Source organism: Methylococcus sp. S1M (assembly GCF_051295855.1).
Lineage (GTDB): Bacteria > Pseudomonadota > Gammaproteobacteria > Methylococcales > Methylococcaceae > Methylococcus > Methylococcus capsulatus.
On record NZ_JBPDXO010000003.1, the window covers coordinates 283,094 to 304,772 of the forward strand.

20 protein-coding genes are annotated in these 21,679 nt (G+C 62.1%); 13 read left to right on the forward strand and 7 right to left on the reverse strand.

The window, feature by feature from the left end:
- Nucleotides 1–64: 64 nt before the first annotated feature.
- The 6 genes from clpB to nadC all read left to right on the forward strand — a co-directional run bounded on the left by clpB (nt 65) and on the right by nadC (nt 8,197).
- Nucleotides 65–2,644, forward strand: a complete 2,580-nt coding sequence (gene clpB, locus ACSHWJ_RS07835; protein ID WP_218796729.1) for an ATP-dependent chaperone ClpB — start codon at nt 65–67, stop codon at nt 2,642–2,644.
- 106 nt (nt 2,645–2,750) lie between these two features.
- Nucleotides 2,751–3,449 carry a phosphate regulon transcriptional regulator PhoB gene (gene phoB, locus ACSHWJ_RS07840; protein WP_010962289.1) on the forward strand — a complete coding sequence of 233 codons (699 nt, stop codon included), beginning with the start codon at nt 2,751–2,753 and terminating at the stop codon, nt 3,447–3,449.
- Between the two features lie 3 nt (nt 3,450–3,452).
- Entirely contained in the window at nt 3,453–4,769 is a 1,317-nt protein-coding gene (gene phoR, locus ACSHWJ_RS07845; RefSeq protein WP_010962288.1) for a phosphate regulon sensor histidine kinase PhoR, read from the forward strand.
- 197 nt (nt 4,770–4,966) lie between these two features.
- A complete protein-coding gene (locus ACSHWJ_RS07850) occupies nt 4,967–6,013 on the forward strand; it encodes an OmpA family protein (protein WP_010962287.1) in 1,047 nt (348 codons plus the stop codon).
- 176 nt (nt 6,014–6,189) lie between these two features.
- Nucleotides 6,190–7,350, forward strand: coding sequence for a substrate-binding domain-containing protein (locus ACSHWJ_RS07855; protein ID WP_432539599.1), 1,161 nt, complete (start codon nt 6,190–6,192; stop codon nt 7,348–7,350).
- A gap of 4 nt (nt 7,351–7,354) precedes the next feature.
- Nucleotides 7,355–8,197 (forward strand): carboxylating nicotinate-nucleotide diphosphorylase, encoded by an 843-nt coding sequence (gene nadC / locus ACSHWJ_RS07860; RefSeq protein WP_218796726.1) that lies wholly within the window; start codon nt 7,355–7,357, stop codon nt 8,195–8,197.
- A gap of 8 nt (nt 8,198–8,205) precedes the next feature.
- Here nadC and ACSHWJ_RS07865 read toward each other — a convergent pair whose 3' ends face one another.
- Entirely contained in the window at nt 8,206–8,574 is a 369-nt protein-coding gene (locus ACSHWJ_RS07865) for a response regulator (RefSeq protein WP_218796725.1), read from the reverse strand.
- Nucleotides 8,571–10,346: a cache domain-containing protein gene (locus ACSHWJ_RS07870; RefSeq protein WP_432539600.1), complete on the reverse strand. Its 1,776-nt coding sequence runs from the start codon at nt 10,344–10,346 to the stop codon at nt 8,571–8,573. The genes ACSHWJ_RS07865 and ACSHWJ_RS07870 overlap by 4 nt, the downstream gene beginning before the upstream one ends.
- Before the next feature lie 111 nt (nt 10,347–10,457).
- Here ACSHWJ_RS07870 and ACSHWJ_RS07875 point away from each other — a divergent pair, with 111 nt between their 5' ends.
- A complete protein-coding gene (locus tag ACSHWJ_RS07875) occupies nt 10,458–11,474 on the forward strand; it encodes a hypothetical protein (RefSeq protein WP_081423439.1) in 1,017 nt (338 codons plus the stop codon).
- Between the two features lie 77 nt (nt 11,475–11,551).
- Entirely contained in the window at nt 11,552–11,926 is a 375-nt protein-coding gene (locus tag ACSHWJ_RS07880; RefSeq protein WP_010962281.1) for a hypothetical protein, read from the forward strand.
- 13 nt (nt 11,927–11,939) lie between these two features.
- Here ACSHWJ_RS07880 and ACSHWJ_RS07885 read toward each other — a convergent pair whose 3' ends face one another.
- Nucleotides 11,940–12,440, reverse strand: a complete 501-nt coding sequence (locus ACSHWJ_RS07885) for a SixA phosphatase family protein (protein WP_017364821.1) — start codon at nt 12,438–12,440, stop codon at nt 11,940–11,942.
- 40 nt (nt 12,441–12,480) lie between these two features.
- A complete protein-coding gene (locus ACSHWJ_RS07890; protein ID WP_017364820.1) occupies nt 12,481–12,672 on the reverse strand; it encodes a hypothetical protein in 192 nt (63 codons plus the stop codon).
- 155 nt (nt 12,673–12,827) lie between these two features.
- On the opposite strand from ACSHWJ_RS07890, the gene ACSHWJ_RS07895 reads away from it, so the two are divergent.
- The 5 genes from ACSHWJ_RS07895 (at nt 12,828) to ppnN (ending at nt 18,998) form a co-directional block, all read left to right on the forward strand.
- Nucleotides 12,828–14,258 (forward strand): glucan biosynthesis protein G, encoded by a 1,431-nt coding sequence (locus tag ACSHWJ_RS07895; RefSeq protein ID WP_218796722.1) that lies wholly within the window; start codon nt 12,828–12,830, stop codon nt 14,256–14,258.
- Nucleotides 14,255–14,734, forward strand: a complete 480-nt coding sequence (locus ACSHWJ_RS07900; protein WP_010962278.1) for a hypothetical protein — start codon at nt 14,255–14,257, stop codon at nt 14,732–14,734. The genes ACSHWJ_RS07895 and ACSHWJ_RS07900 overlap by 4 nt, the downstream gene beginning before the upstream one ends.
- Nucleotides 14,735–14,749: 15 nt before the next feature.
- Nucleotides 14,750–16,789 (forward strand): glucans biosynthesis glucosyltransferase MdoH, encoded by a 2,040-nt coding sequence (gene mdoH / locus ACSHWJ_RS07905; RefSeq protein ID WP_017364818.1) that lies wholly within the window; start codon nt 14,750–14,752, stop codon nt 16,787–16,789.
- Between the two features lie 65 nt (nt 16,790–16,854).
- Nucleotides 16,855–17,409: a uracil-DNA glycosylase family protein gene (locus ACSHWJ_RS07910; RefSeq protein WP_432539651.1), complete on the forward strand. Its 555-nt coding sequence runs from the start codon at nt 16,855–16,857 to the stop codon at nt 17,407–17,409.
- A 224-nt stretch (nt 17,410–17,633) separates the two neighbouring features.
- Nucleotides 17,634–18,998 (forward strand): nucleotide 5'-monophosphate nucleosidase PpnN, encoded by a 1,365-nt coding sequence (gene ppnN / locus ACSHWJ_RS07915; protein WP_010962275.1) that lies wholly within the window; start codon nt 17,634–17,636, stop codon nt 18,996–18,998.
- A gap of 6 nt (nt 18,999–19,004) precedes the next feature.
- Here ppnN and ACSHWJ_RS07920 read toward each other — a convergent pair whose 3' ends face one another.
- From ACSHWJ_RS07920 to ACSHWJ_RS07930, 3 genes are all read right to left on the reverse strand, one after another.
- Nucleotides 19,005–19,646 (reverse strand): SPOR domain-containing protein, encoded by a 642-nt coding sequence (locus ACSHWJ_RS07920; RefSeq protein WP_010962274.1) that lies wholly within the window; start codon nt 19,644–19,646, stop codon nt 19,005–19,007.
- Between the two features lie 2 nt (nt 19,647–19,648).
- Nucleotides 19,649–21,409 carry an arginine--tRNA ligase gene (gene argS, locus ACSHWJ_RS07925; protein ID WP_026045873.1) on the reverse strand — a complete coding sequence of 587 codons (1,761 nt, stop codon included), beginning with the start codon at nt 21,407–21,409 and terminating at the stop codon, nt 19,649–19,651.
- A 106-nt stretch (nt 21,410–21,515) separates the two neighbouring features.
- Nucleotides 21,516–21,674, reverse strand: coding sequence for a hypothetical protein (locus ACSHWJ_RS07930; protein WP_187148241.1), 159 nt, complete (start codon nt 21,672–21,674; stop codon nt 21,516–21,518).
- Between the last annotated feature and the right edge of the window lie 5 nt (nt 21,675–21,679).

The following is a 21,679-nucleotide window of genomic DNA, read 5'->3' on the forward strand; positions in this document are numbered from 1 at the left end:
TGAAATGAGCGCTCCCGCCCTCACAACCTCGGACAATTGAATACGACCTTGAGGGGTTGAACCGATGCGAATGGACAAACTGACCAGCAAATTTCAGGCGGCCCTCGCCGATGCCCAGAGCCTGGCGCTCGGACGTGATCATCAGTTCATCGAAGCAGTGCACGTGATGTCGGCGCTGCTCGATCAGGAAGGCAGTACGGTGCGGCCGCTGCTGATTCAGGCCGGAGCCGACGTGCCCCAACTGCAGCAGGCCTTGGGTGCGGCGCTGGAGCGTCTGCCGGTGGTGGAAGGCGTCGGCGGGGACGTGCAGATTTCGGCCGAGCTGTCGCGGGTGCTGAACCTGACCGACAAGCTCGCCCAGAAACGCGGTGACCAGTTCATCACCAGCGAGATGTTCGTGCTGGCGGCGCTGGAATCGCGCGGCGAACTTGCCGAGCTCCTGCGCAAGGCCGGCTTGACCAAGGAGGCCTTGGAACGCGCGATCCAGGCGATGCGTGGCGGCCAGGCGGCGGATGATCCGAACGTGGAGGACCAGCGTCAGGCCTTACAGAAATACACCATCGATCTGACCGAGCGTGCCGAACGCGGCAAGCTCGATCCGGTGATCGGCCGGGACGACGAAATCCGCAGGACCATCCAGGTGCTGCAGCGGCGCACCAAGAACAATCCGGTGCTGATCGGCGAACCGGGCGTGGGCAAGACGGCCATCGTCGAGGGATTGGCCCAGCGCATCGTCAACGGTGAAGTGCCGGAAGGCGTCAAGGGCAAGCGCCTGCTGGCTCTGGACATGGCGGGGCTGATCGCCGGGGCGAAGTTCCGTGGTGAGTTCGAGGAGCGGCTGAAGGGCGTCCTCAATGACATCGCCAAGCAGGAAGGCCGCGTCATCCTGTTCATCGACGAGTTGCATACGATGGTCGGCGCCGGCAAGGCGGAAGGGGCCATGGATGCCGGCAACATGCTCAAGCCGGCACTGGCGCGCGGGGAATTGCACTGCATCGGGGCCACCACGCTGGACGAATACCGCAAATACATAGAAAAGGATGCGGCGCTGGAACGGCGCTTCCAGAAGGTGCTGGTGGATGAGCCGACCGTCGAGGACACCATTGCCATTCTGCGGGGCCTGAAAGAACGCTACGAGGTCCATCACGGCGTCACCATCACCGATCCGGCGATCGTGGCCGCCGCCACGCTGTCGCACCGTTACATCACCGACCGCCAGTTGCCTGATAAGGCCATCGACCTGGTGGACGAGGCCGCCAGCCGCATCCGCATGGAGATCGATTCCAAGCCGGAGGAAATGGACCGGCTCGACCGCCGTCTGATCCAGCTCCGGATCGAACGCGAAGCTTTGAAGAAAGAGACCGACGAGGCATCGAAGAAGCGGCTGGAGGCACTGGAAGGCGAGATCGGCAAGCTGGAAAAGGAATACGCCGATCTGGAGGAGATCTGGAAGAGCGAAAAGGCCCGGCTCTCCGGCGCCGCCAGCATCAAGGAGGAACTGGAAAAGGCCCGGCTCGACCTGGACAACGCCAAGCGCAGCGGCGATCTGACCCGCGCCGGCCAGATCCAGTATGAACGGATCCCGGCTTTGGAAAAACGGCTGGCCGTGGCCGAAGCCGGTGAGGATAGCGAGTTCCGTCTGCTGCGCAACAAGGTCACCGACGAGGAGATCGCCGAGGTCGTTTCCAAATGGACCGGAATTCCGGTGGCGAAGATGCTCGAGGGTGAGCGTGAGAAACTTTTGCACATGGAGGAGAACCTGAGCCGGCGGGTGGTTGGCCAACAGGAGGCGATTACCGCAGTGGCCAATGCCATACGCCGGTCCCGCGCGGGTCTGGCCGATCCCAACCGGCCGAATGGATCATTCCTGTTCCTGGGGCCGACCGGCGTGGGCAAGACCGAATTGTGCAAGGCGCTGGCCGAATTCCTGTTCGACACCGACGAGGCGATGGTACGCATCGACATGTCGGAATTCATGGAAAAGCATTCGGTCGCCCGCCTGATCGGGGCACCGCCCGGCTATGTCGGGTACGAAGAGGGTGGTTACCTCACCGAGGCCGTGCGGCGCAAGCCCTATTCCGTGATCCTGCTGGATGAAGTCGAAAAGGCCCATCCGGACGTCTTCAACGTCTTGCTGCAGGTGCTGGACGATGGCCGCCTCACCGATGGCCATGGCCGTACTGTGGATTTCCGCAATGCGGTGGTGGTGATGACCTCCAACCTGGGCTCCAATCGCATCCAGGAGTTGGCGGGGGAGGCGCATTACGCCGAGATGAAGGCCGAGGTCATGGAAATCGTGGGTCAGTATTTCCGGCCGGAGTTCATCAACCGCATCGACGAGGCGGTGGTGTTCCATCCCCTGGGGCGGGAGCAGATCCGCGCCATCGCCCGGCTGCAGGTCCGCCATCTCCAGGAACGCCTGGAGGCGCGCGAACTGTCCCTGGTGGTATCGGACGCTGCGCTGGACCTGCTCGGCGAGGCCGGATTCGACCCGGTCTATGGGGCGAGGCCGCTGAAGCGGACCATTCAGCAGGAACTGGAAAATCCTCTGGCGCTGGACATACTCGCCGGTCGCTTCGCAGCCGGCGACGTGATCGGGGTGGATGTCGAGAACGGAAAGCTGAAATTCTCCCGGATGGGCTGAGACTGACCGCGCCGCCTTCGTCCCCCGGCCTGACGCGGAGTTGTAACGGGACGGTAATCTTCGGTAATTAGATTAGACGCGGTTTTTTAACGCTGGAATCCGAAGAATGTCCGACATCAACGTGCTGGTAGTGGAAGACGAGGAAGCCATCCGGGAGATGCTGACCCTGGTCCTCGAACAGGCGGATTTCGCCGTGCAGACCGCAGGAGACGTCCAGCAGGCCTTGAACCGGATGGACGAACAGGAACCCGATCTGATCCTGCTGGACTGGATGCTGCCCGGCGTCAGCGGCGTCGAGTGGGCGCGTCGCCTGAAGAAGGACGAGAATTATGGCGACATCCCGTTGATCCTGGTGACGGCCCGCGGTGAGGAGGAAGACAAGATCAGGGGGCTCGACGTCGGCGCCGACGACTACGTGACCAAGCCCTTTTCGCCGCGGGAGTTGATCGCACGCATCCGTGCGGTCCTGCGTCGCAGCAACCGGCAGTCCAAGCTGGACGGGCGCATCGAGATCGGCGGTATCCTGCTGGACACCGATGAACACAGACTCAGCATCGATGACGAATCGGTGAACCTCAGTCCGACGGAGTACCGCCTGATGGAGTTTTTCCTGACCCACCCGAGCAAGGTGTACAGTCGGGCCCAGCTGCTCGACCAGGTGTGGGGCCGCAGTGCCTATATCGAGGAACGCACGGTCGATGTCCATATCCGGAGGCTGCGCAAGATACTTTCGGAACACGACCGGGAAGACATGATTCAGACCGTCCGCGGATTTGGTTATCGTTTCTCGACGCGGCCCGACTGACGCATGTTCCGGGCCTGGGCCTCCGAGCTCTTCACGATATTCTGGGTGGTGCTGGTTGCGGTCATCGCTGGCCGTATCGCTGAGGACTTCGGTTTCGCCCTGTGGGTCGGCACGCTCTTGTACCTGCTTCATCACCTGGTCCATGCCAACCGCCTGTATGTCTGGATGCGGGGCGGGCGGAGCGGCCGTGTTCCCGCCGGCACGGGAATCTGGGAAGAAATCTATTACCTGATCCACAAACTGCGCCGCCGCAACAAACGGCGTAAGAAGCAGCTCATCCGCATGCTGGAGCAATTCCGGACGGCGACTTCCGCCTTGCCGGACGCCACGGTGGTGCTGGGTGCGCGGGACGAAATCGACTGGTTCAACGAATCGGCCTGCCGTCTTCTCGGCCTCCGCAAGAGCGATCTCGGTCAGAACATCGGCAATCTGGTGCGCTATCCGAAGTTCGCCGAACACTTGAAGAATTCCCGGGACAGCGCGACCGTCTGCATCCCCTCTCCGGTGGACGAGGCGATGCAGCTGGAGGTTCGGGTCGTCCCCTACGGTGAGGACTCCAGGCTGCTGATCGCCCAGGACGTGACCCAGCTCCGTTTCATGGAGCGGGTGCGCAGTGATTTCGTGGCGAACGTTTCTCATGAGCTGCGCACGCCGTTGACGGTCTTGAAGGGTTACATGGAAACGCTGAACGAGGCCGGGCAGGATCTCCCCCCGTCGGCCTACCGAAAGATGGTCCAGCGCATGGTGGAACAGACCGGCCGCATGCAGAGTCTGGTCGACAATCTGCTTTCCCTCACCCGGCTGGAATCGGGTCCGCCCAAGCCGGCGGCCGTGGTTCGGGTGCCCGCTCTGCTGGAACGGCTGTGCAAGGAAGCCAACGTGGCGGAGGCGAATGAACACACGCCCGTGCGGCTGAAGCTCGATTCGCAGGTTTCCCTGCTGGGCAACGAGACCGACCTGCACAGCGCGTTCGCCAATCTGATTTCCAACGCCATCAAGTACAGCAGACCGTCCGATACCGTGACGGTACGCTGGTCGCAGGAGGAATCCGGAGCCGCCCGGCTGGATGTCGAAGATACCGGTCCGGGAATTCCGAAGGAACACATTCCCCGTCTCACCGAACGTTTCTATCGGGTGGAAATCGAAGGCTGCCGCAACAAATCGGGCACCGGCCTGGGACTCGCCATCGTCAAGCACGTCATGTCGCGGCATGATGCCGAATTGCTCATCGCCAGTGAGCTGGGCCGAGGCAGCCGGTTCACCTGTCTTTTCCCGTCGAGCCGCGTCGTGCCCGGCGCGGACAGGGGAGACCCAGAGTAACCGGCGAGTTCCTTTCCGGGTCCTTCTTTTTCTATCATTTGCACTGAATCCCCCCGGATCGGGCTCGAATCCGCCTGTCAAGAAAATTCAATGGAGGGGGTGGGATTGTGGTTGCGCTCGTCTGTTAGGCTGTTTTACTATTGGACCTGTTGTTTTATCACGCGTGATTTGTTGCATTTTTGCTAAGGAGACGGGGTATGGTTAAACGCACTTTGATGGCGCTGGGCATGGTGGCCGCAGCGACCGCTTCGGTACAGGCCGAAGAGACTTTCATGGACGACCGCTGGTACATTGCGCCGGTCGCGGAGTACACCTATACGGGTCGTAGTCCGGGCATTCTTCAGCAAGCCTGGGGCGCAGGTCTTGGCATCGGCAAGATTATCAATGAATACTTCAATGTCGAAGTACGTCCGTTGTGGAATCATTACGAAGGCAACACCACCAATGTAGGTGGGCCGGAGAACCGTAACGCGGACATGTACGGCGGCGTGGTCGATGTGCAGTATTACTTTTCTAGGGATGCGTTCCAGCCGTATGCGGTCGTTGCCGCCGGTGGTTCGACCTGGGGCTACAACGGAAATAATCGATCGACCCGTTTCCTGGGGGAAGCCGGGCTCGGTGCAAACTACGAGCTGAGCGACAACTTCCTGCTCCGCGGTGACCTTCGTTACCGTGCCAACGTGCTGGCGGACAACAATGGTCCTGGAGACCAGCACGGTTTGATACTGAACATCGGCTTCATGGTTCCGTTCGGCGAGAAGCCCCATGCAGCAGTGGCCGCCGCACCGGTTGCGCAGGACACCTGCGAATCGCGCGATTCCGATGGCGACGGTGTGAACGACTGCCTCGACAAATGCCCCGGCACGATGAAGGGCGCGAAGGTCGACAGCGATGGCTGCTTGATCCGCATCGAGCTGCATGGCGTCAACTTCAAGTACGACTCGGCCGAGCTGACCGACAGCGCCAAGCGTATCCTCGACGAGACGGCGGAAAACCTGATCCTTTTCCCCGAAAAGCGCGACATCGAAGTCGCCGGCCATACCAGCACCGAGGGTACCAACGAGTACAACATGCGCCTGTCGATTCGCCGTGCGCATTCGGTGGCCGACTACCTGAAGGCCAAGGGCGTGACCAACCAGCTCTATCCGAAGGGCTATGGCGAGGAATATCCGCTGGTTCCCGAGCATAGCGAAGCGGATCGTGAAAAGAACCGCCGCGTGGAACTGATCTGGATGGGTGACTGACCGGCGGCTGGCTTCGGCCGGCCTTCCGTACCGCCCAGCCCGACCCGCAAACCCGCCTTCCGGCGGGTTTGCTTTTTTGGCGCGCGCCGAGGCAGTAGTACAATCCGCCCCGTCGGATACCCGACGTTCGGGTAGACGCCACTGCTGTTGATCCAACCCATTCACGAGGATATCAGGTGCTAAAAAGATTCCCGGCGTACGCCGCCGCTTCAGTCCTGTTTTTCCATGCCGCAACGGCGCAAGCGGAATTCGGACGCCCTTATCTCTTGATCGCGGGCTCGTCGACGATTTTCCCCCTGGCCAGCGCCGTGGCGGATCATGTGTCGGCATCGGGCAAGATCCGCAAGCCGAAAGTCGAGTCCACCGGCACCGGCGGCGGCATCAAGCTGTTCTGCGAAGGGACGGGTCGGAACTATCCCGACATCGTGCTTGCCTCCCGAATGATGAAGAAGGTCGAGCGCGAGGAATGCGGGCTCAACGGCGTGAACGAAATCACCGAATTGAAGATCGGCTATGACGGCATCGTCATCGCGCAGTCACGTAAAGACGGGCCTTGGAACTTGACCAACCGCGACCTGTACCTGGCCTTGGCCAAAATGGTCCCGGACCCCAAGTGCAGTGGGTCCTGCGACCGGCTGATACCGAACCCCTACAGGAAATGGAGCGAAGTCAACCCCGCCTTGCCGGATCTGCCCATCGTAGTGTGGGGACCGCCCTTGAGTTCCGGAACCCGTGACACTTTCGCCGAGGACGTGCTCGAAGCGGGCTGCGCGGGCTTTCCGGCGATGAAACAGATGATGCTGGCCAACGAGGCCAGGTTCAAAAAACTCTGCCAGTCCATCCGCGAGGACGGTGTTTACGAGAGTGAGCCGGAAAGCAGCATCATTGATCATATAGCAAGCGGCCATGGCCTAGGCATCATCGATTTCGGCGTCCTTGCCAAGCACCGGTCCGAACTGGTCGCGGCTCCCATCGAAGGCATCGAGCCGACCTACGAATCCGTCAAATCACAGCGCTATCCGGTGGGTCGGCCCCTTTACATGTATGTCAAACAGGCGCATTTGGGCCTGGCACCGGGCATGGAGGCCTATCTCAAGGAATTCACCAGCGATAGGGCCTGGGGTGACGAAGGCTATCTCATCGCCGACGGTCTGATCCCGATGCCATCCGCCGAACGGACCATCGAGTTGGAGAAATTGAAAGGAATCGTGGCCTTGGCGGAGCCCGCGGCAGCCAAGAACGGAAAGAAACCCGGAAGCAGGGAAAGCAAGTCGGCCAGCAAAGCCAAATCCGCTAACTCCGCTAAGGAGAAGGGGGCCAGGAAGTCGCACGGATAGGCCGATGAGCCAGACCCCGGTCGAGTTGAACCTCGACGACATCGATCGCTACATCGCCGAAGATCTAGGCGCCGGCGATCTGACGGCCGACGTCGTTCCAGCGTCGGTTTCCGCCCGGGCCGAGGTCGTTACCCGGGAGTCCATGGTCTTGTGCGGGCAGGCATGGTTCGAGGCCGTTTTCCGGCGGCTCGATCCTGCCGTCAGGGTAATCTGGTTGGCCGAGGAAGGCGCGGAAGTTTCCGCCGCTGACCGCGTGTGTGAAGTCGAAGGAAACGCCAGGGCGTTGCTCAGCGGCGAGCGCACGGCGCTCAACCTGCTACAGACCTTGTCCGGGACCGCGACCATCGCCCGCCGGTACGCCCAGGCCGTCGCCGGCACCGGCGTGAAAGTCCTGGACACCCGGAAAACCCTTCCCGGCCTGCGTCTGGCCCAGAAATACGCCGTGCGGTGCGGAGGCTGCCACAATCACCGCGCCGGTCTCTACGACGCCGTGCTCATCAAGGAAAATCACATCGCCGCCGCCGGCTCCATCGGTGAGGCGGTGGCAACGGCGCGACGACTGCATCCGGGTGTCCTCGTCGAGGTCGAGGTGGAAAACTTCCCGGAACTCGAACAGGCCTTGGCCGCCGGTGCCGACCGGATCATGCTGGATGACTTCGAACGGGATGCCTTGAGCAAGGCGGTAGCCGTCGCCGCAGGGCGTGCGGAACTGGAAGTGTCCGGCAGCATCGATCTCGACAGTATTCGTGCCGTGGCGGAAACCGGGGTGGATTTCATTTCGGTAGGCGGATTGACCAAACACCTCCGCGCGATCGATCTGTCCATGCGCATCGCCCTGCTCGGCTGACGGCCGTCTCAATGCCGTTCCAGCGCTTTGCGTATGACCGATTCCACCCGGTCCAGGCAGAGCGGGCGCACCAGGTAGTCGAATGCGCCCTGATTCAGGGCAGTGAGCGCGCTTTCGTCGGTGCCATAGGCTGTCACCAGGATGACCGGGGTCGCGATGCCCATGGTTTTCAGCGCCGCGAGCAGGCTCAACCCGTCCAGTTCCGGCATGTTGATGTCGGTGATGATCAGATCAATGGCGCTTTCGCCGATTTGCTTCAGGGCCGATTTTCCATCGCCCGCCGACAACACATCGCAGCCCAGCCGGGACAGCAGTATTTCCAGCATCCGACGGCCGTTGGGTTCGTCGTCCACTACCAGGATGCAGGGTCTGGTCATGACGTGGTTTCCTCCTTCAGTGGCAGGCTGACCTTGAAGCGCGCTCCGCCCCACTCGGAGGCTTCCGCGACGATGCGGCCGTGATGGGCGTCGACGATCTGGCGGGTGACGGTGAGCCCCAAGCCGATGCCGCCTTCGCGAGTGGTGAAGAACGGATCGAACACTTTCGGGCGGTTTTGCTCGGGGATTCCGGGACCATCGTCGTCGACTTCCACCGACAGTGTCTCCCGATCCGAGCTCGAGCGGACTTCCACACGTCCCCCGGAAGGGGTGATCTGGATGGCGTTCATGACAAGGTTAAGGAACACTTGCATCAGCAGCTCCTCGTCGCATGCCGTCGTCGAATTTTCCGCTTTCAGCGAGCAGCCGAGGCGGATGTTCTTTTTCCGCGCCTGGGTCGCCAGCAAATCGGCGACGCGCCGCACGATGGCGTGCACATCGCACGACCGCATTCTCGGCGGGCGGGGGCGAGCGCATTCCAGCAGGGTGGAGATCAGCCGCTCGAGCCGCGCCGACTCGTCGAGCATGAAGCGGGTCAGTTCAAGCCCTTCGGCGCTCAGTAGCGGTTCGCGCTGCAGCATCTGCGCCGAGGTGTGCAGGATTCCCAGAGGAGTACGTACCTCGTGCGCCATGATCGCGGCCATTTCGCCGACCATCGCCAGCTTTGCGGCGTGGATGACTTGCTGGCGGGATTGTTGCAGATTCTCGAGCATCTGTCCGAATGCCGTTCCCAGTTCCCTCACTTCACGGGTGCCGGCGATGTGAGGGCCGACGGCGTTTTCGTGACGCACGAAATCTCGGGTCCAGGCCGTCAGCCGGACCAGGGGGCGGGCGATCCTGCCGGCGACCGCCAGCGCGGCGACGCCGGCGAGTAGCCCGGTGACGAGGAAAACCAGGCTGAACAGCCAGAGCAGTGCCCTCACCGAGCGAAAGGCCTGCTCGGTCGGCTGGAATACCAGGACCGACCAGCCGAGGCCAGGATAACCCTGATAGCCGCGGGAAGCGGCATGTCCGATCAAGACCTCCCCCTTCAGCAGCGGCACGCCGTTCCGGGTGAACGTCGCCATGCCGTCGGGGCGCCAGTCCGACAATGCTTTTGCCAGCAGGAGTCCACGATCGCGCAACGACGCCGAACCGGCAACCAGACGTCCTTCCTGGTCTATGAGGGCGACGTACCGGTTGCCCGAAACGGAATGTTCGGCCTGGTCGAACAGGCGGAAAATCTGCCACAGGTCGAATGCGCCGTACAGACCGCCGATTTCGCGTCCGTCGTAACGGCTGTAAACCGGGGTGTGGATCAGGAGGGAGGCCTGGCTGTAGGGCGCTTGCAGATCCAACGGTTGCAGGAAGACTTCGCCATTGGGCAGCTTGGCGCCGACCCAAGGTGCCTGGAGCGCTTGGGTTCGGCCGATGGCGGCGGTGGTGCTGGAGGCGACGACACGGCCGGTCCCGTCGGCGAAGAAGAGCTCGCTGTAGACCTCGCCATAGCCTTGGCGGATGTCCGTGAGGAAGCGGGCGAGCCGTTTGTCCACATCGCCCACTCTGGCGTCCTGCATAACGTCGAGCCGGCTCCAGGAATGGATGTTCTGCAGGCGCTCGAACAACTGCATGTCGACCTGTTCCATCAACAGCGTGGCGTCCTTGGCGAGGTTGCGGCCGATTTCCTCCGCCAGCGCTTCGCGTGAGGCGAAGAACGAAAGGCTCGCCAACAGGGCCAACGCCAGGAAAGTCAGCGACAGGAAGGCGATCAGCAGCAGCCGGGAGATGGTCATGAGACGGGAAGGAGAGTCCGGTTCGCGAAGTTAATGTAACATTCGTGGTTCCTGTGGAGCCTGCTTTCGCAGGCCGAATTTTTCACCATCCTGTCGCCGACGGCCAAGCTTTTGCTCGCCCGACTCCGTCTCTTTTTCCTCTCGGTTCTTGTCCTGTCCGCCGCGCGGGCCGAACCAGGCGGCGATGGCTCCAGCTATCAGCTGGGGCGGGGTTTGGCCGTAGGGGATACCGGCATCCGCTTCGGCGGTTATGCCAGCGTCGAAGCGGGAGCGCCGAGTCCCGGCCCATGGGAATTCAGCGTCAGCGATCTCAGCCTTTTCACGACCTGGACCGACCACGCGCACTGGCGCTTCTTTTCGGAAACCGAAGTGGGCGAAGCGCTGACCGCGGGGGGGAACCAGGGTTTCAGTACCCGCAACGCGCATTTCGAACTCGAACGTCTGTACATCGACCGGCTGTTCGACGATTTGTTCTCGTTACGTTTCGGCAAGTTTCTGACCCCCGTTGGCCGCTGGAACCTGCTCCACGCCAGCCCCCTGACCTGGACCACGACACGGCCGGTCGCGACCTACGATCTGTTCTCCAAGCATGCCACCGGCCTGATGCTGCACGGCGGTTTCCCCGTGTTGGATCGGCACATGGACTATGCCTTTTATGCCGACCTGACGGAAGACCTCGATCCGTATCGCTCGGCTGATCCGTTCGACAATGCTCTGGGTTCCCACTGGCTTTATTCGTTGGCGGACAACCTGGAGCTGGGGCTGTCCTATGTCAATTACCAATTGCATGACGATCCCAGCCACCGCTTCAACCTCGTCGGCGTCGAAGGGGCCTGGTTTTACCGCCGGTTCGAACTCAACACCGAGTGGGTATACCGGAACGGCGGGCTCCAAGGTCTGTACCAGGGCTTTGTGCAGGGGGTGGCACCGTTGGTAAGCCATTGGTACGCCATCGGGCGCTACGAGTATTTCGATCAGGTACAGCAGCCAGCCGGGCAGCTGGGCGTGTTCGGACTGGCATTCCGACCCGTCCCACCGTTGGTTTGGAAGGTGGAGTACCGGATCGGCAGCCATAACGAAATTTCGGCTCCGGACGGTCTGTACGGGTCGTTTGCGGTGTTGTTTTGATCGCCGTGTGCCGGTTGCTCCTCATCCTTGTTCTCGCATCCTGGCAGGCGTTTCCCTGGGCGGGGGAATCCATAGCCGTGGTCGCCGCAGCCGGAAGCCGTCTGGACAAGCTGTCCCTCGACACGGTCAAGCTCATCTTCAAGCGCAAGAGCATGGTGAACGCGTATGGCGACCGCTGGATTCCGGTGAACCTACCTCCCGCGCATCCTCTGCGCCGGCTCTTCTCGCTCGCCGTGTTCGACGCCCTGCCCGAGGACATGGAGGAATATTGGAACGAGCAGTATTTCCAGGGCATCAATCCGCCTGAGGTGCTCTCGTCCGAGGAGGCCGTGCTCCGGTTCGTCGCTGCCACGCCGGCGGCCATCGGCTATGTGCGGCAAGCCCAGGCCGATGCGCGAGTGAAGATCCTGTTGCGGATCCCGTCGACGGGCGACCTCGGCGAGCCGCCATGACAAACCCGGGCCTTCAGGGTGACAGGTGTTTCTTCGGGTAGTCCAAGAATTTCAGCCGGCCGGCGCCTTCCATGACATGCGCCCAACTGTCGAGCGGGAATTCGATCGCCACGATGCCGCAGGTGGGTATCTGTCCCAGACTTTCGCCGATAAGGCAGGAAGCGGCTTCCGACAGGTCGGGATTGTGGCCGATCACGTACACCCGCCCGTTCTTGTCGTCCAGCGCCCGCACCAATTCCACGATGGCCCTCGTCCCGCCGAGATAGAGTTCTTCCGCGATGACGATGGAGTCTTTGTCGTAGCCGACTTTGCTGGCAATGAGGTGGGCGGTTTTCCGCGCCCGCCGCGCGGGGCTGGACACCATGCAATCGGGTTCCATGCCTCTGAACCGCAACAGACTCCCCATGAAGGGGGCATCGCGCTTGCCGCGCTTGTTGAGCGGCCGGTCGCGGTCGCTGAGCGATGCGTCGTCCCAGGCGGATTTCGCATGCCGGATCAATAGCAGCTCTTTCACAAGCCTCTCTCTCGTGCGTGTGGATGGCAGGGGTTCAAGTTCAGGTAATGGACACCCCGTTGTATACTATGAACGGCACGATGTGCCAACGCGTGAGCATTTTTGTGATGCCGCTGGTGATGATGCGCCGGGCGTCCTGAGGGGCGTCGCTCCATCCGTAGATCTCCCCGCCCGGCGGCGTGCCGGCACTCGATTGGTTTTTTTGCAACTCTCTTGGCGAGAACGATTCCATTGAACAGACGCACCGGGATGCTCCTGTATCTGTGCCTGGCATGGGCCGGCGGTTTGGCGCACGCAGGCCCGGCGAGACAGCCCGCACCGGTACCGCTCCCGAGTTCCACCCCCCTGCCTCCGGCCACAGAGGAAGACAGGCCTTTTGGTTTCGATGTGGTTGAACGGCGCGCCCGTGCCCTGGCAGCCCAACCCTATGTCCGTGACGACGGCGGTGTGCCGGAATTCCTCGGCAAACTGGACTACGATCAGTACCGCGATATCCGCTTCAAGGCTGAAAAGGCGCTGTGGCGCGACGAGGGGCTGCCCTTCCAGATCCAGCTGTTCCATCGGGGATTCATGTTCAAGGACCGGGTCATGATCAACGTGGTCAGCAACGGCGAAGCGACACGCCTGGCTTATTCGCCGGAATTGTTCGACTTCGGCAAGAACCCGCTGCCGGGCCCGCTCGATGCCGACCTCGGGTTTGCCGGTGTCCGCTTCCATTACCCCTTGCGCCGCAACGACGTTTTCGATGAAGCCGCCGTCTTCCTGGGCGCCAGCTATTTCCGCGCCGTGGGTCTGGGCCAGACGTACGGCCTTTCGGCCCGGGGGCTGGCGGTCGATACCGGGCTCACCAAGGCGGAAGAGTTTCCGGTCTTCCGGGAGTTCTGGATCGAAAAACCGGCCCCGGGTGGGTCTGAGCTGGTCATCCACGCGCTCATGGACAGCCCCAGTGTCACCGGTGCCTATCGCTTCGTGCTGCGACCGGGCCTGGATACCGCCTTGGACGTGACCCATCATCTCTATTTCCGCCGCAAGGTCGAGCGTCTGGGGATAGCGCCGCTGACCAGCATGTTCTTCCATGGCGAGAACACCGACCGTTTCGCGGACGACTTCCGCCCTGAAGTCCATGACTCGGACGGCTTGCTTATCTCTCGCAGCAACGGCGAGTGGATCTGGCGTCCCCTGAACAATCCTCGCCATCTGCGGATCAGCGTGTTCCGGGACGAGAAGTTCAACGGGTTTGGCTTGCTCCAGCGCGACCGCGGCTTCGACCATTATCAGGATCTGGAGGCGAATTATCATCGCCGGCCGACGTCCTGGGTCGAAGCCGTGGGTGATTGGGGTCCCGGTGCGATTTATCTCATCGAGATTCCGAGCGATGCGGAGAAGTACGACAACATCGTCGCGTTCTGGGTGCCGGATCAGCCGGTCGATGCGGGCAAGGAGATGAGCTTCTCGTACCGGCTGCATTTCACTTCCGACGAGCTGATGGCGCCACGTTCCGGCAAGGTCCAGGCGACCCGGATCGGTGCGGGTGGCACCAATGCCCAGGAAGCCGGCAGACGCAAGTTCGTGGTCGATTTCGCCAGCGAAACCCTGAGACTGTACGGCGAGGACGCGAAGATCGAAGCGGACGTTGGCACCTCTTCGGGCTCGATCCGCGACACGGTGGTCCACAAGAACACCGAGACCGGGGCCTGGCGCCTGAGCTTCGAGCTGGAGCCTGAGAAGGATAAGGATCCCGTCGAGTTGCGTGCGGTGCTGCGTGCAGGCAAGGACGTGCTCACCGAGACCTGGCTGTATCAATGGAGTGCTCAATGAGTGCCGAGCCGGCGGCCGTTTCTGCGGCCATGGCAGCCGATACCACCGCGCACGGTGCTTGCGAGACCGGGGAAACAGTCAGATCTTATCTACGGCGCCTTCGGTTCCAGGATCCAGCCCTCATCGAAAGGCTGGCGGCGGAATGCGTGGAACGGGCTCGCCGGCGCGTCTCCCGACACGACCCGGCCGAGCTGTCGCGGCGCGCCATCGAGGAAGCCCAGCGGCGCCTGGATCAGGCGCTGGCGCGGGCGCTGGGCGTGAATGCCGGTCGCGAGCCGGCGTTGATCGCGGCTGCGCGCGCCGCGTTGCTGCTGGCCGATGCGGGGGTCACTGCCGACGAGGTCTACCTGACTGCCTCGGCCAATCCGGCGCTGGCCTCGCGTCTGTCCAGACACCTTCCCCAGGCTCAGCCGCCCGAGGCGCCCGCGTCGATGCAGCCGCAGAAGCTTCGCTTCTTTCTCTTCAAATCCGTCTGATTCATCAGGACCCGCATGGCCGTTCATTCGCCGATGCCCCGCCGGCCCAGGCTGTTCCGTCGAACCGTGTTCCTGACCCTGGTGACGCTGACCACCTTCGCCGCCATGTTCATGATCACCAGTGCCTTCCAGCAGAACGGCCTGACGCCGCAGGAACTCGTGCTGCTGCTGCTCTATACACTGCTTATCCTGTGGATCAGCACGTCGTTCTGGACTGCGACGATCGGTTTTCTGGTCCTGCTGTTCGGCGGCGACGGCCAGTCGATCGGCCGTTTGCCGCCGACGGCGTCGCCGGAGCCGGAGGCGACGCCGCTGCGGACGGCCATCGTCATGCCGATCTACAACGAAGATCCACAGCGGGTGTTTTCCGGCCTGGCGGCGATCTGGCAATCCCTGCTGGAAACCGGGCGTTCCGAGGGTTTCGAACTGTTCATCCTGAGCGATACCCGCGACCCGGAGATCTGGATTCAGGAGGAGACTCGCTGGTACCGGCTGTGCGAGGAGTTCGACGGGCACGGGCGCATTTTCTACCGCAACCGGGAAAAGAACATCGCCCGCAAGAGCGGCAACATCGAGGAGTTCTGCCATCGCTGGGGCAACCGCTATCGTTACATGGTCGTGCTCGATGCCGACAGTCTGATGAGTGGCGAGACGCTGGTGCGCATGGTGGATCTGATGGAGGCGCATCCCAACGTCGCGCTGATCCAGTCTCCACCGCTCCCGGTCAATCAGAAGTCGCTGTTCGCTCGGATCCTGCAGTTCGCCAGCAGTCTGTATTCAGACATCTTCACCGCCGGGTCGTCGTACTGGCAGCTCGCCGACAGCAATTACTGGGGCCACAATGCCATCATCCGCATGCAGCCGTTCGTGAAACATTGCGGCCTGCCCAGGCTGCCGGGCCGCGAGCCCTTCGGTGGCGAAATCCTCAGCCACGACTTCGTCGAGGCTGCCCTGCTGCGGGAGGCGGGCTGGGAAGTCTGGCTGGCCTACGAGCTTGCCGGCAGCTATGAAGAACTGCCGCCCACCCTCATCGATTACGCCAAGCGGGACCGGCGCTGGTGCCAAGGCAATCTTCAGCACGTCCGCATGGTGTTCGCCCGCGGACTCTCCGGCATCAGCCGGTTGCATTTGGTGATGGGTATCATGTCCTACCTCTCGTCCCCCTTGTGGCTGCTGTTCCTGCTCATCACCGGTTTCGAGGCCTATATCCAAAGCCAGACTCTGCCGGTGTACTTTTTCGGTGACAACATCTTCCCGGTCTGGCCGGAGTCCTACGCCGTCGAGATGACGACGGTCCTCCTGGTCACCCTGGCCATGCTGTTTTTGCCCAAACTGTGGAGCCTCGTTCTGCTTTTTACCCGCAACCGCCGCAAGCTGAAGGCGTTCGGGGGCGTTTTCCGGGTGACGCTCAGCGTGCTTTTCGAGAGCGTGTTCTCGATTTTCACCGCGCCGGTGCTGATGCTTTACCAGAGCAAATTCGTCATCTCCATTCTGGCGAGGAAGAGTGTGGGCTGGCCGCCCCAGCAACGCGATGCGCATGGCTTGAGCTTCAAGGAGGCGTTTCTGGCCCACGGTGGACAGACGTTGGTCGGCATCGTCGCCGGTGCCCTCAGCTATTACTATGTGCCCAGCTTTTTCTGGTGGTTCACCCCGGTCCTCGCTGGCCTCGTTTTCGCCATACCGACCTCCATGATTTCCAGCAGCGCCGGGTTGGGTCTCCTCGCCCGCCGGCTTGGGCTGTTTTTGACGCCGGAGGAATCCCGGGCTCCCCGGGTGATCGAACTCTTACATCGGAATCTCGAGCGCGACTCCGGCGTGGAAGAAAGCAGCTACGGCAAGATCGTCGATCCCGCCGCCTGTGCATTGCATGCGGCATTGCTTCCTCAGCGGCTTCCGAAGAAGCGTCTGCGCCACCAACGGCATGCACTGATGTATCAGTTGGTCGAGGAAGGCCCGGAAACGCTTTCCAGCGCAGAGAAGCGCAGCCTCGTTTCCGATCCGGATACCTTGATGCGGCTGCACACCCTTGCCTGGAGCCGGGGCGAAAGCCATTGACTGACGTCACGGAAGCGATAGAGCGCCATCAAGCCGAGTTACGGCGGTGCAGCCGTTGCCCGGACATGGTGCCGCCGGTGGTCGTGGGTCAGCCGGTCGTCTCGCCGGTGTACCTGGTGGGGCAGGCGCCGGGCGCAAAAGAGGGCGCGCTGGGCAGGCCGTTCGCCTGGACGGCGGGCAGGACGATGTTCCGCTGGTTCGCGAACATCGGCCTGGACGAGGAAACGTTCCGGGAGCGGGTCTACATGGCTGCGGTATGTCGCTGTTTTCCCGGCAAGAACCCCAAGGGCGGAGACCGTGTCCCGGCTCCGCAGGAGATCGAGCGGTGTTCGGTCTGGCTGCATACCGAACTCGATCTGCTCAGGCCGGCGCTGATCATTCCGGTGGGAAAGCTCGCGGCGAGCCGGTTTCTGACGTTCGGGCAGCTCGGCGACGTTGTGGGGAAGCGGCACCGTGTCGAACTCGGAGGGGTAAGAGCGGATCTGATTCCGCTGCCGCACCCATCCGGCGCATCCACTTGGCATCGGCGCGAGCCGGGCAGGAGTCTGCTCGAACAGGCGCTGGGGCTCATTCACAGCCATCCCGCATGGCGTTCTTTGTGTGACTGGAATGCACGCTGACAGGGCATTCTGCTGCGAGTTGTGCACAATCGTACGGATCGCCCCGTTTTGTTGAAGGTCTTTGTCCCATGCCGAAGCCGTGTCGGCAAATATTTGTATTAAAAGTCATTTTATGAGAATCTCGAGACGAGGGACGGCGATGCCGTGGCAGTTGACGGAGCTATTCGGGCATATCCCGCATTTTTCCCACAAAGTTATCCACAGGTTATCCGCCCCCTGAACCCATGTCAGCCATGAATGTCCAGGTCAGCCCGGAAGGCAGTCTCGAAGTCCTTTCCAAACTCGAAGTTGGGAAGTTGCTCGACAGCAGCGAGAGCGCTCTTCACGAACTGTTCCGCAATTGTTCGCTCGCGGTGTTGAACTGCGGCGGCCAGGTCGATGACAGCAGGGCGGTGTTCGATAAGTACCGCAACTTCGACATCCGAGTTCTCCCCACGGCGCGCGGCGTGCGCCTGGAACTCATCGACCCCCCGCCGAGCGCTTTCGTGGACGGTGAAATGATCCGTGGGATACGCGAGCACCTGTTCTCGGTGTTGCGGGACATCGTCTATACCCGCTTCGAGATCGTCGGTGATCCCAAATTCGACCTGTCCCAATCGCGGCACATCACCGATGCAGTGTTCCACATCCTCCGCAACGCCAATTGCCTAATCCCCGATGTGCCGCCGAACATGGTGGTGTGCTGGGGTGGTCATTCCATCGACCGCGGCGAGTACGAGTACACCAAGGAAGTCGGCCACGAACTGGGTCTGAGGGGACTGGACGTGTGCACCGGTTGCGGACCGGGTGCGATGAAAGGGCCCATGAAGGGTGCCACCATCGCCCATGCCAAGCAGCGTATCCGGAGCCCGCGCTATGTCGGTATCAGTGAGCCCGGCATCATTGCCGCCGAGCCGCCCAATCCGATCGTCAACGAACTGGTCATCATGCCTGACATCGAAAAGCGCCTGGAGGCCTTCGTGCGGACGGGCCATGGCATCGTCGTGTTTCCTGGCGGTGTGGGTACGGCGGAGGAGGTTTTGCACCTGCTCGGTATCCTGCTGCATCCGGAAAACAAATACCTGCCGTTTCCCCTGGTCTTCACCGGCCCCCGCCACAGCGCTGGCTATTTCGAGCAGATCGACCGCTTCATCGGCGCGACTCTGGGGCAGGAAGCACGGAAGCGCTACCAGATCGTGATCGGCGACCCTGCGCAGGTCGCCCGACGGATGAAAGAAGGCATCGATCTGGTGCGGCAGTTCCGGCGCCACCATGACGACGCCTATTACTATAACTGGCTGCTTCACCTCGAACCGGCGTTTCAGACGCCTTTCGTGCCGAGCCACGAAAACATGGCCGGCCTCGCCCTGCACCGGAACCAGCCTCCTCATGCGCTGGCGGCGAATCTGCGGCGGGCTTTCTCCGGGATCGTCGCGGGGAACGTCAAGGCCGACGGCATCCGCCGGATCGAGCAGGAAGGGCCGTTCGAGATCCGCGGCGACCGTTCGATCCTCGATCCCCTGGACGAATTGCTCGCGACGTTCGTGGCGCAGAAGAGAATGAAGCTGCCGGGGACGAAATACGAGCCGTGTTACCGACTGGTCGCCTGAAGCCGTTCAATGTTTCGCGGCGGGGGCGGGGGACTGGCGGGGTGTCATTTTCTGTACCACGCTGTCGATCCCGTTCTTTTTGAGGATCGTGCGCAGGCGGTCGGCTTCGGCCAGATTCTCATAGGGTCCGATCTTCACGCGGAACCATTCGACGTTTTCTATTTTGACTCTCTCCAGCCGGGCTTTGACCTTGAGCTTGGCCAGTTCGGCACGCATTTTTTCGGCATCGGGCCGCGAGCGGTAGGATCCCGCCTGGACGATGTAGCCGCCACCCGGCGGCGACCTGCCCTGTTCCTCCTCGCGCTTGATGGTCCGGATTTCCGCTTCCGGGATGATTTCTTCCTTTTCCGACAATATCTTGTAGAAGGTAAAGCGGGGGGGAGCGGCTTTCTTGACGGCCGTGGGGGCAGGCGTTTCCAAACGCCTGGCTTCGGTCCCGGTTCCTGTGGGAACCGCCGGCGCCGGCTGGGGGGGAGCTTCCGGCGTAGGGTTCACCGTGGCTGTTTCGGCCTGTCGGGAAAGGATGACATAGGTTCCGGCTCCGGCCGCGAGGCATACCACGACGATGCCCGCCGCCAGCCAGCCCCGCTTGCCTCGGCGCCGTGCCTGGCGGTAACCGGGAACCCTGTGTTTGTAATCCTTAGGCATTGCTACATGGTTTCGGGAGCGGACACGCCCAGCAAGCCGAGACCGTTGGCGATGACCTGCCGTACGGCATCGATCAGATTCAGACGGGCATCTCGCAGGTCGCCGTCCTCGACCAGGAACTGACAGCTATTATAGTAGCCGTGGAATTCCGCGGCGAGGTCGCGCAGATAGTGCACCAGGTGATGCGGGGCGTATTGCAGCGCCGCCTGCTCCACGACTTCCGGGTAGCGCGAGAGGCTGGCCACCAGCGTGAGCTCATGCGGTTCGCAGAGTCTTTCCAGACGACGCATCCCGCGCCCCAGATCCCGTGCCCAGCCTTTCTCGTCGAGCTGGCGGAACACGCTGCATACCCGGGCATGGGCATACTGCACGTAGTAGACGGGATTTTCGTTGGTTCGCGAGGTGGCCAGCTTGAGATCGAAGTCCATGTGCTGGTCGGATTTGCGCATCACATAGAAGAAGCGTGCCGCATCCTTGCCGACCTCGTTGCGGAGCTGGCGGAGGGTCACGAACTCCCCGGAGCGGGTGGACATCTGCACCCGCTCCGTACCCCGGTACAGCACGGCGAACTGTACCAGCAGCACCTCCAGTTTGCTGGCATCGCCCCCCAGTGCCTGGATGGCGGCCTTGACGCGGGGGATGTAGCCGTGATGGTCGGCACCCCAGACGTTGACGATACGGTCGAAGCCGCGTTCCAGCTTGTTCAGGTGATAGGCGACGTCGGAGGCGAAATAAGTGGTCTGGCCGTTCTCTCGCACCAAGACCCGGTCCTTTTCGTCGCCCAGCCGGGTGGAAGCGAACCACTGCGCCCCGTCCTTCTCATAGACGTAGCCCGAGGACTTGAGTCTTTCCAGGGCACGTTCCACGGCTCCGGTTTCGGTGAGACTCTGTTCTGAGAACCATTCCTGGTAATGGGTGCCGAATTCGCCCAGATCGTCGCGGATGTCGTCGAGGATGCTGTCCAGGCCGGCGTTGAACACCTCGCAGTAACGCTCGGGGCCGAGGAGGTTTTTCGACTTGCTCACCACGGCGTCGATATATTCCTCCTTATCTCCCCCCTGGGGCTCGTCCGGCGGCAGTCCCAAGAGGACTTCGTCGGCGGACGTCCGGTAACGCTCGCCCTGGGTACGGTAAAGATCGGAGGCGATGTCGCGGACGTATTCGCCGCGGTAACCGTTGGCCGGAAAAGGCAGCACTTCCCCGCAGTTTTCCAGGTAACGCAGCCAGACGCTGGCGGCCAGGATGTCCATCTGCCGGCCGGCGTCGTTGACGTAGTATTCCCGGTGGACGTCGAAACCCGCCGCTTCGAGCAGGTCGGCGACGACGGCGCCATAGGCGGCGCCGCGGCCATGGCCGACGTGGAGGGGGCCGGTGGGATTGGCGGACACGAATTCGACCTGCACCCGCTGTCCCGCACCGATGCTGCTGCGGCCGAAGCCGGGACCCTGACCGTGTATATCGGCGATGACCCGGTGCTGGGCGATCGCATCCAGGAAGAAGTTGATGAAGCCGGGGCCCGCGATTTCGGTGCGGATGACCGCCGGGTCCTCGGGCAGTGCGGCGCGGATTTTTTCCGCCAGCCGCCGCGGGTCGCAACGGGCGGATTTGGCCAACAGCATGGCGGTGTTGGCCGCGAAATCGCCGTGCGCCGGATCACGGGTGCGTTCGATCTGAAGAGGTACTTCCTGGTCGGCGGGGAGGTCGCCGGCTGTTTTGAGTCGCTCCAGCGCACTACGGAGCAGGGTTTCCAGACGCTTTTTCATGAACGGGGAGCCGGACAAAGGGAGAATGGTGAAAAAGCGATTATTATCCTATAAAGGCACGCCTGCCGCCCAATACGACGGGCAGGTCTTTCACCATCGGAGATGATCAATCGTCATGACCACACGGGATATTTTTCATCGCCTCCGCGTGGGGCTGGCCTTGCTCGCCGGTTTCCTGGTGGGCAAACTGCTCGGAGGGCATTTCGGTCACCATGCTTCCGAGTTTTTCATCGGCGGCTTTATGTTGGGCTTCCTGCTGACCCATGCGCT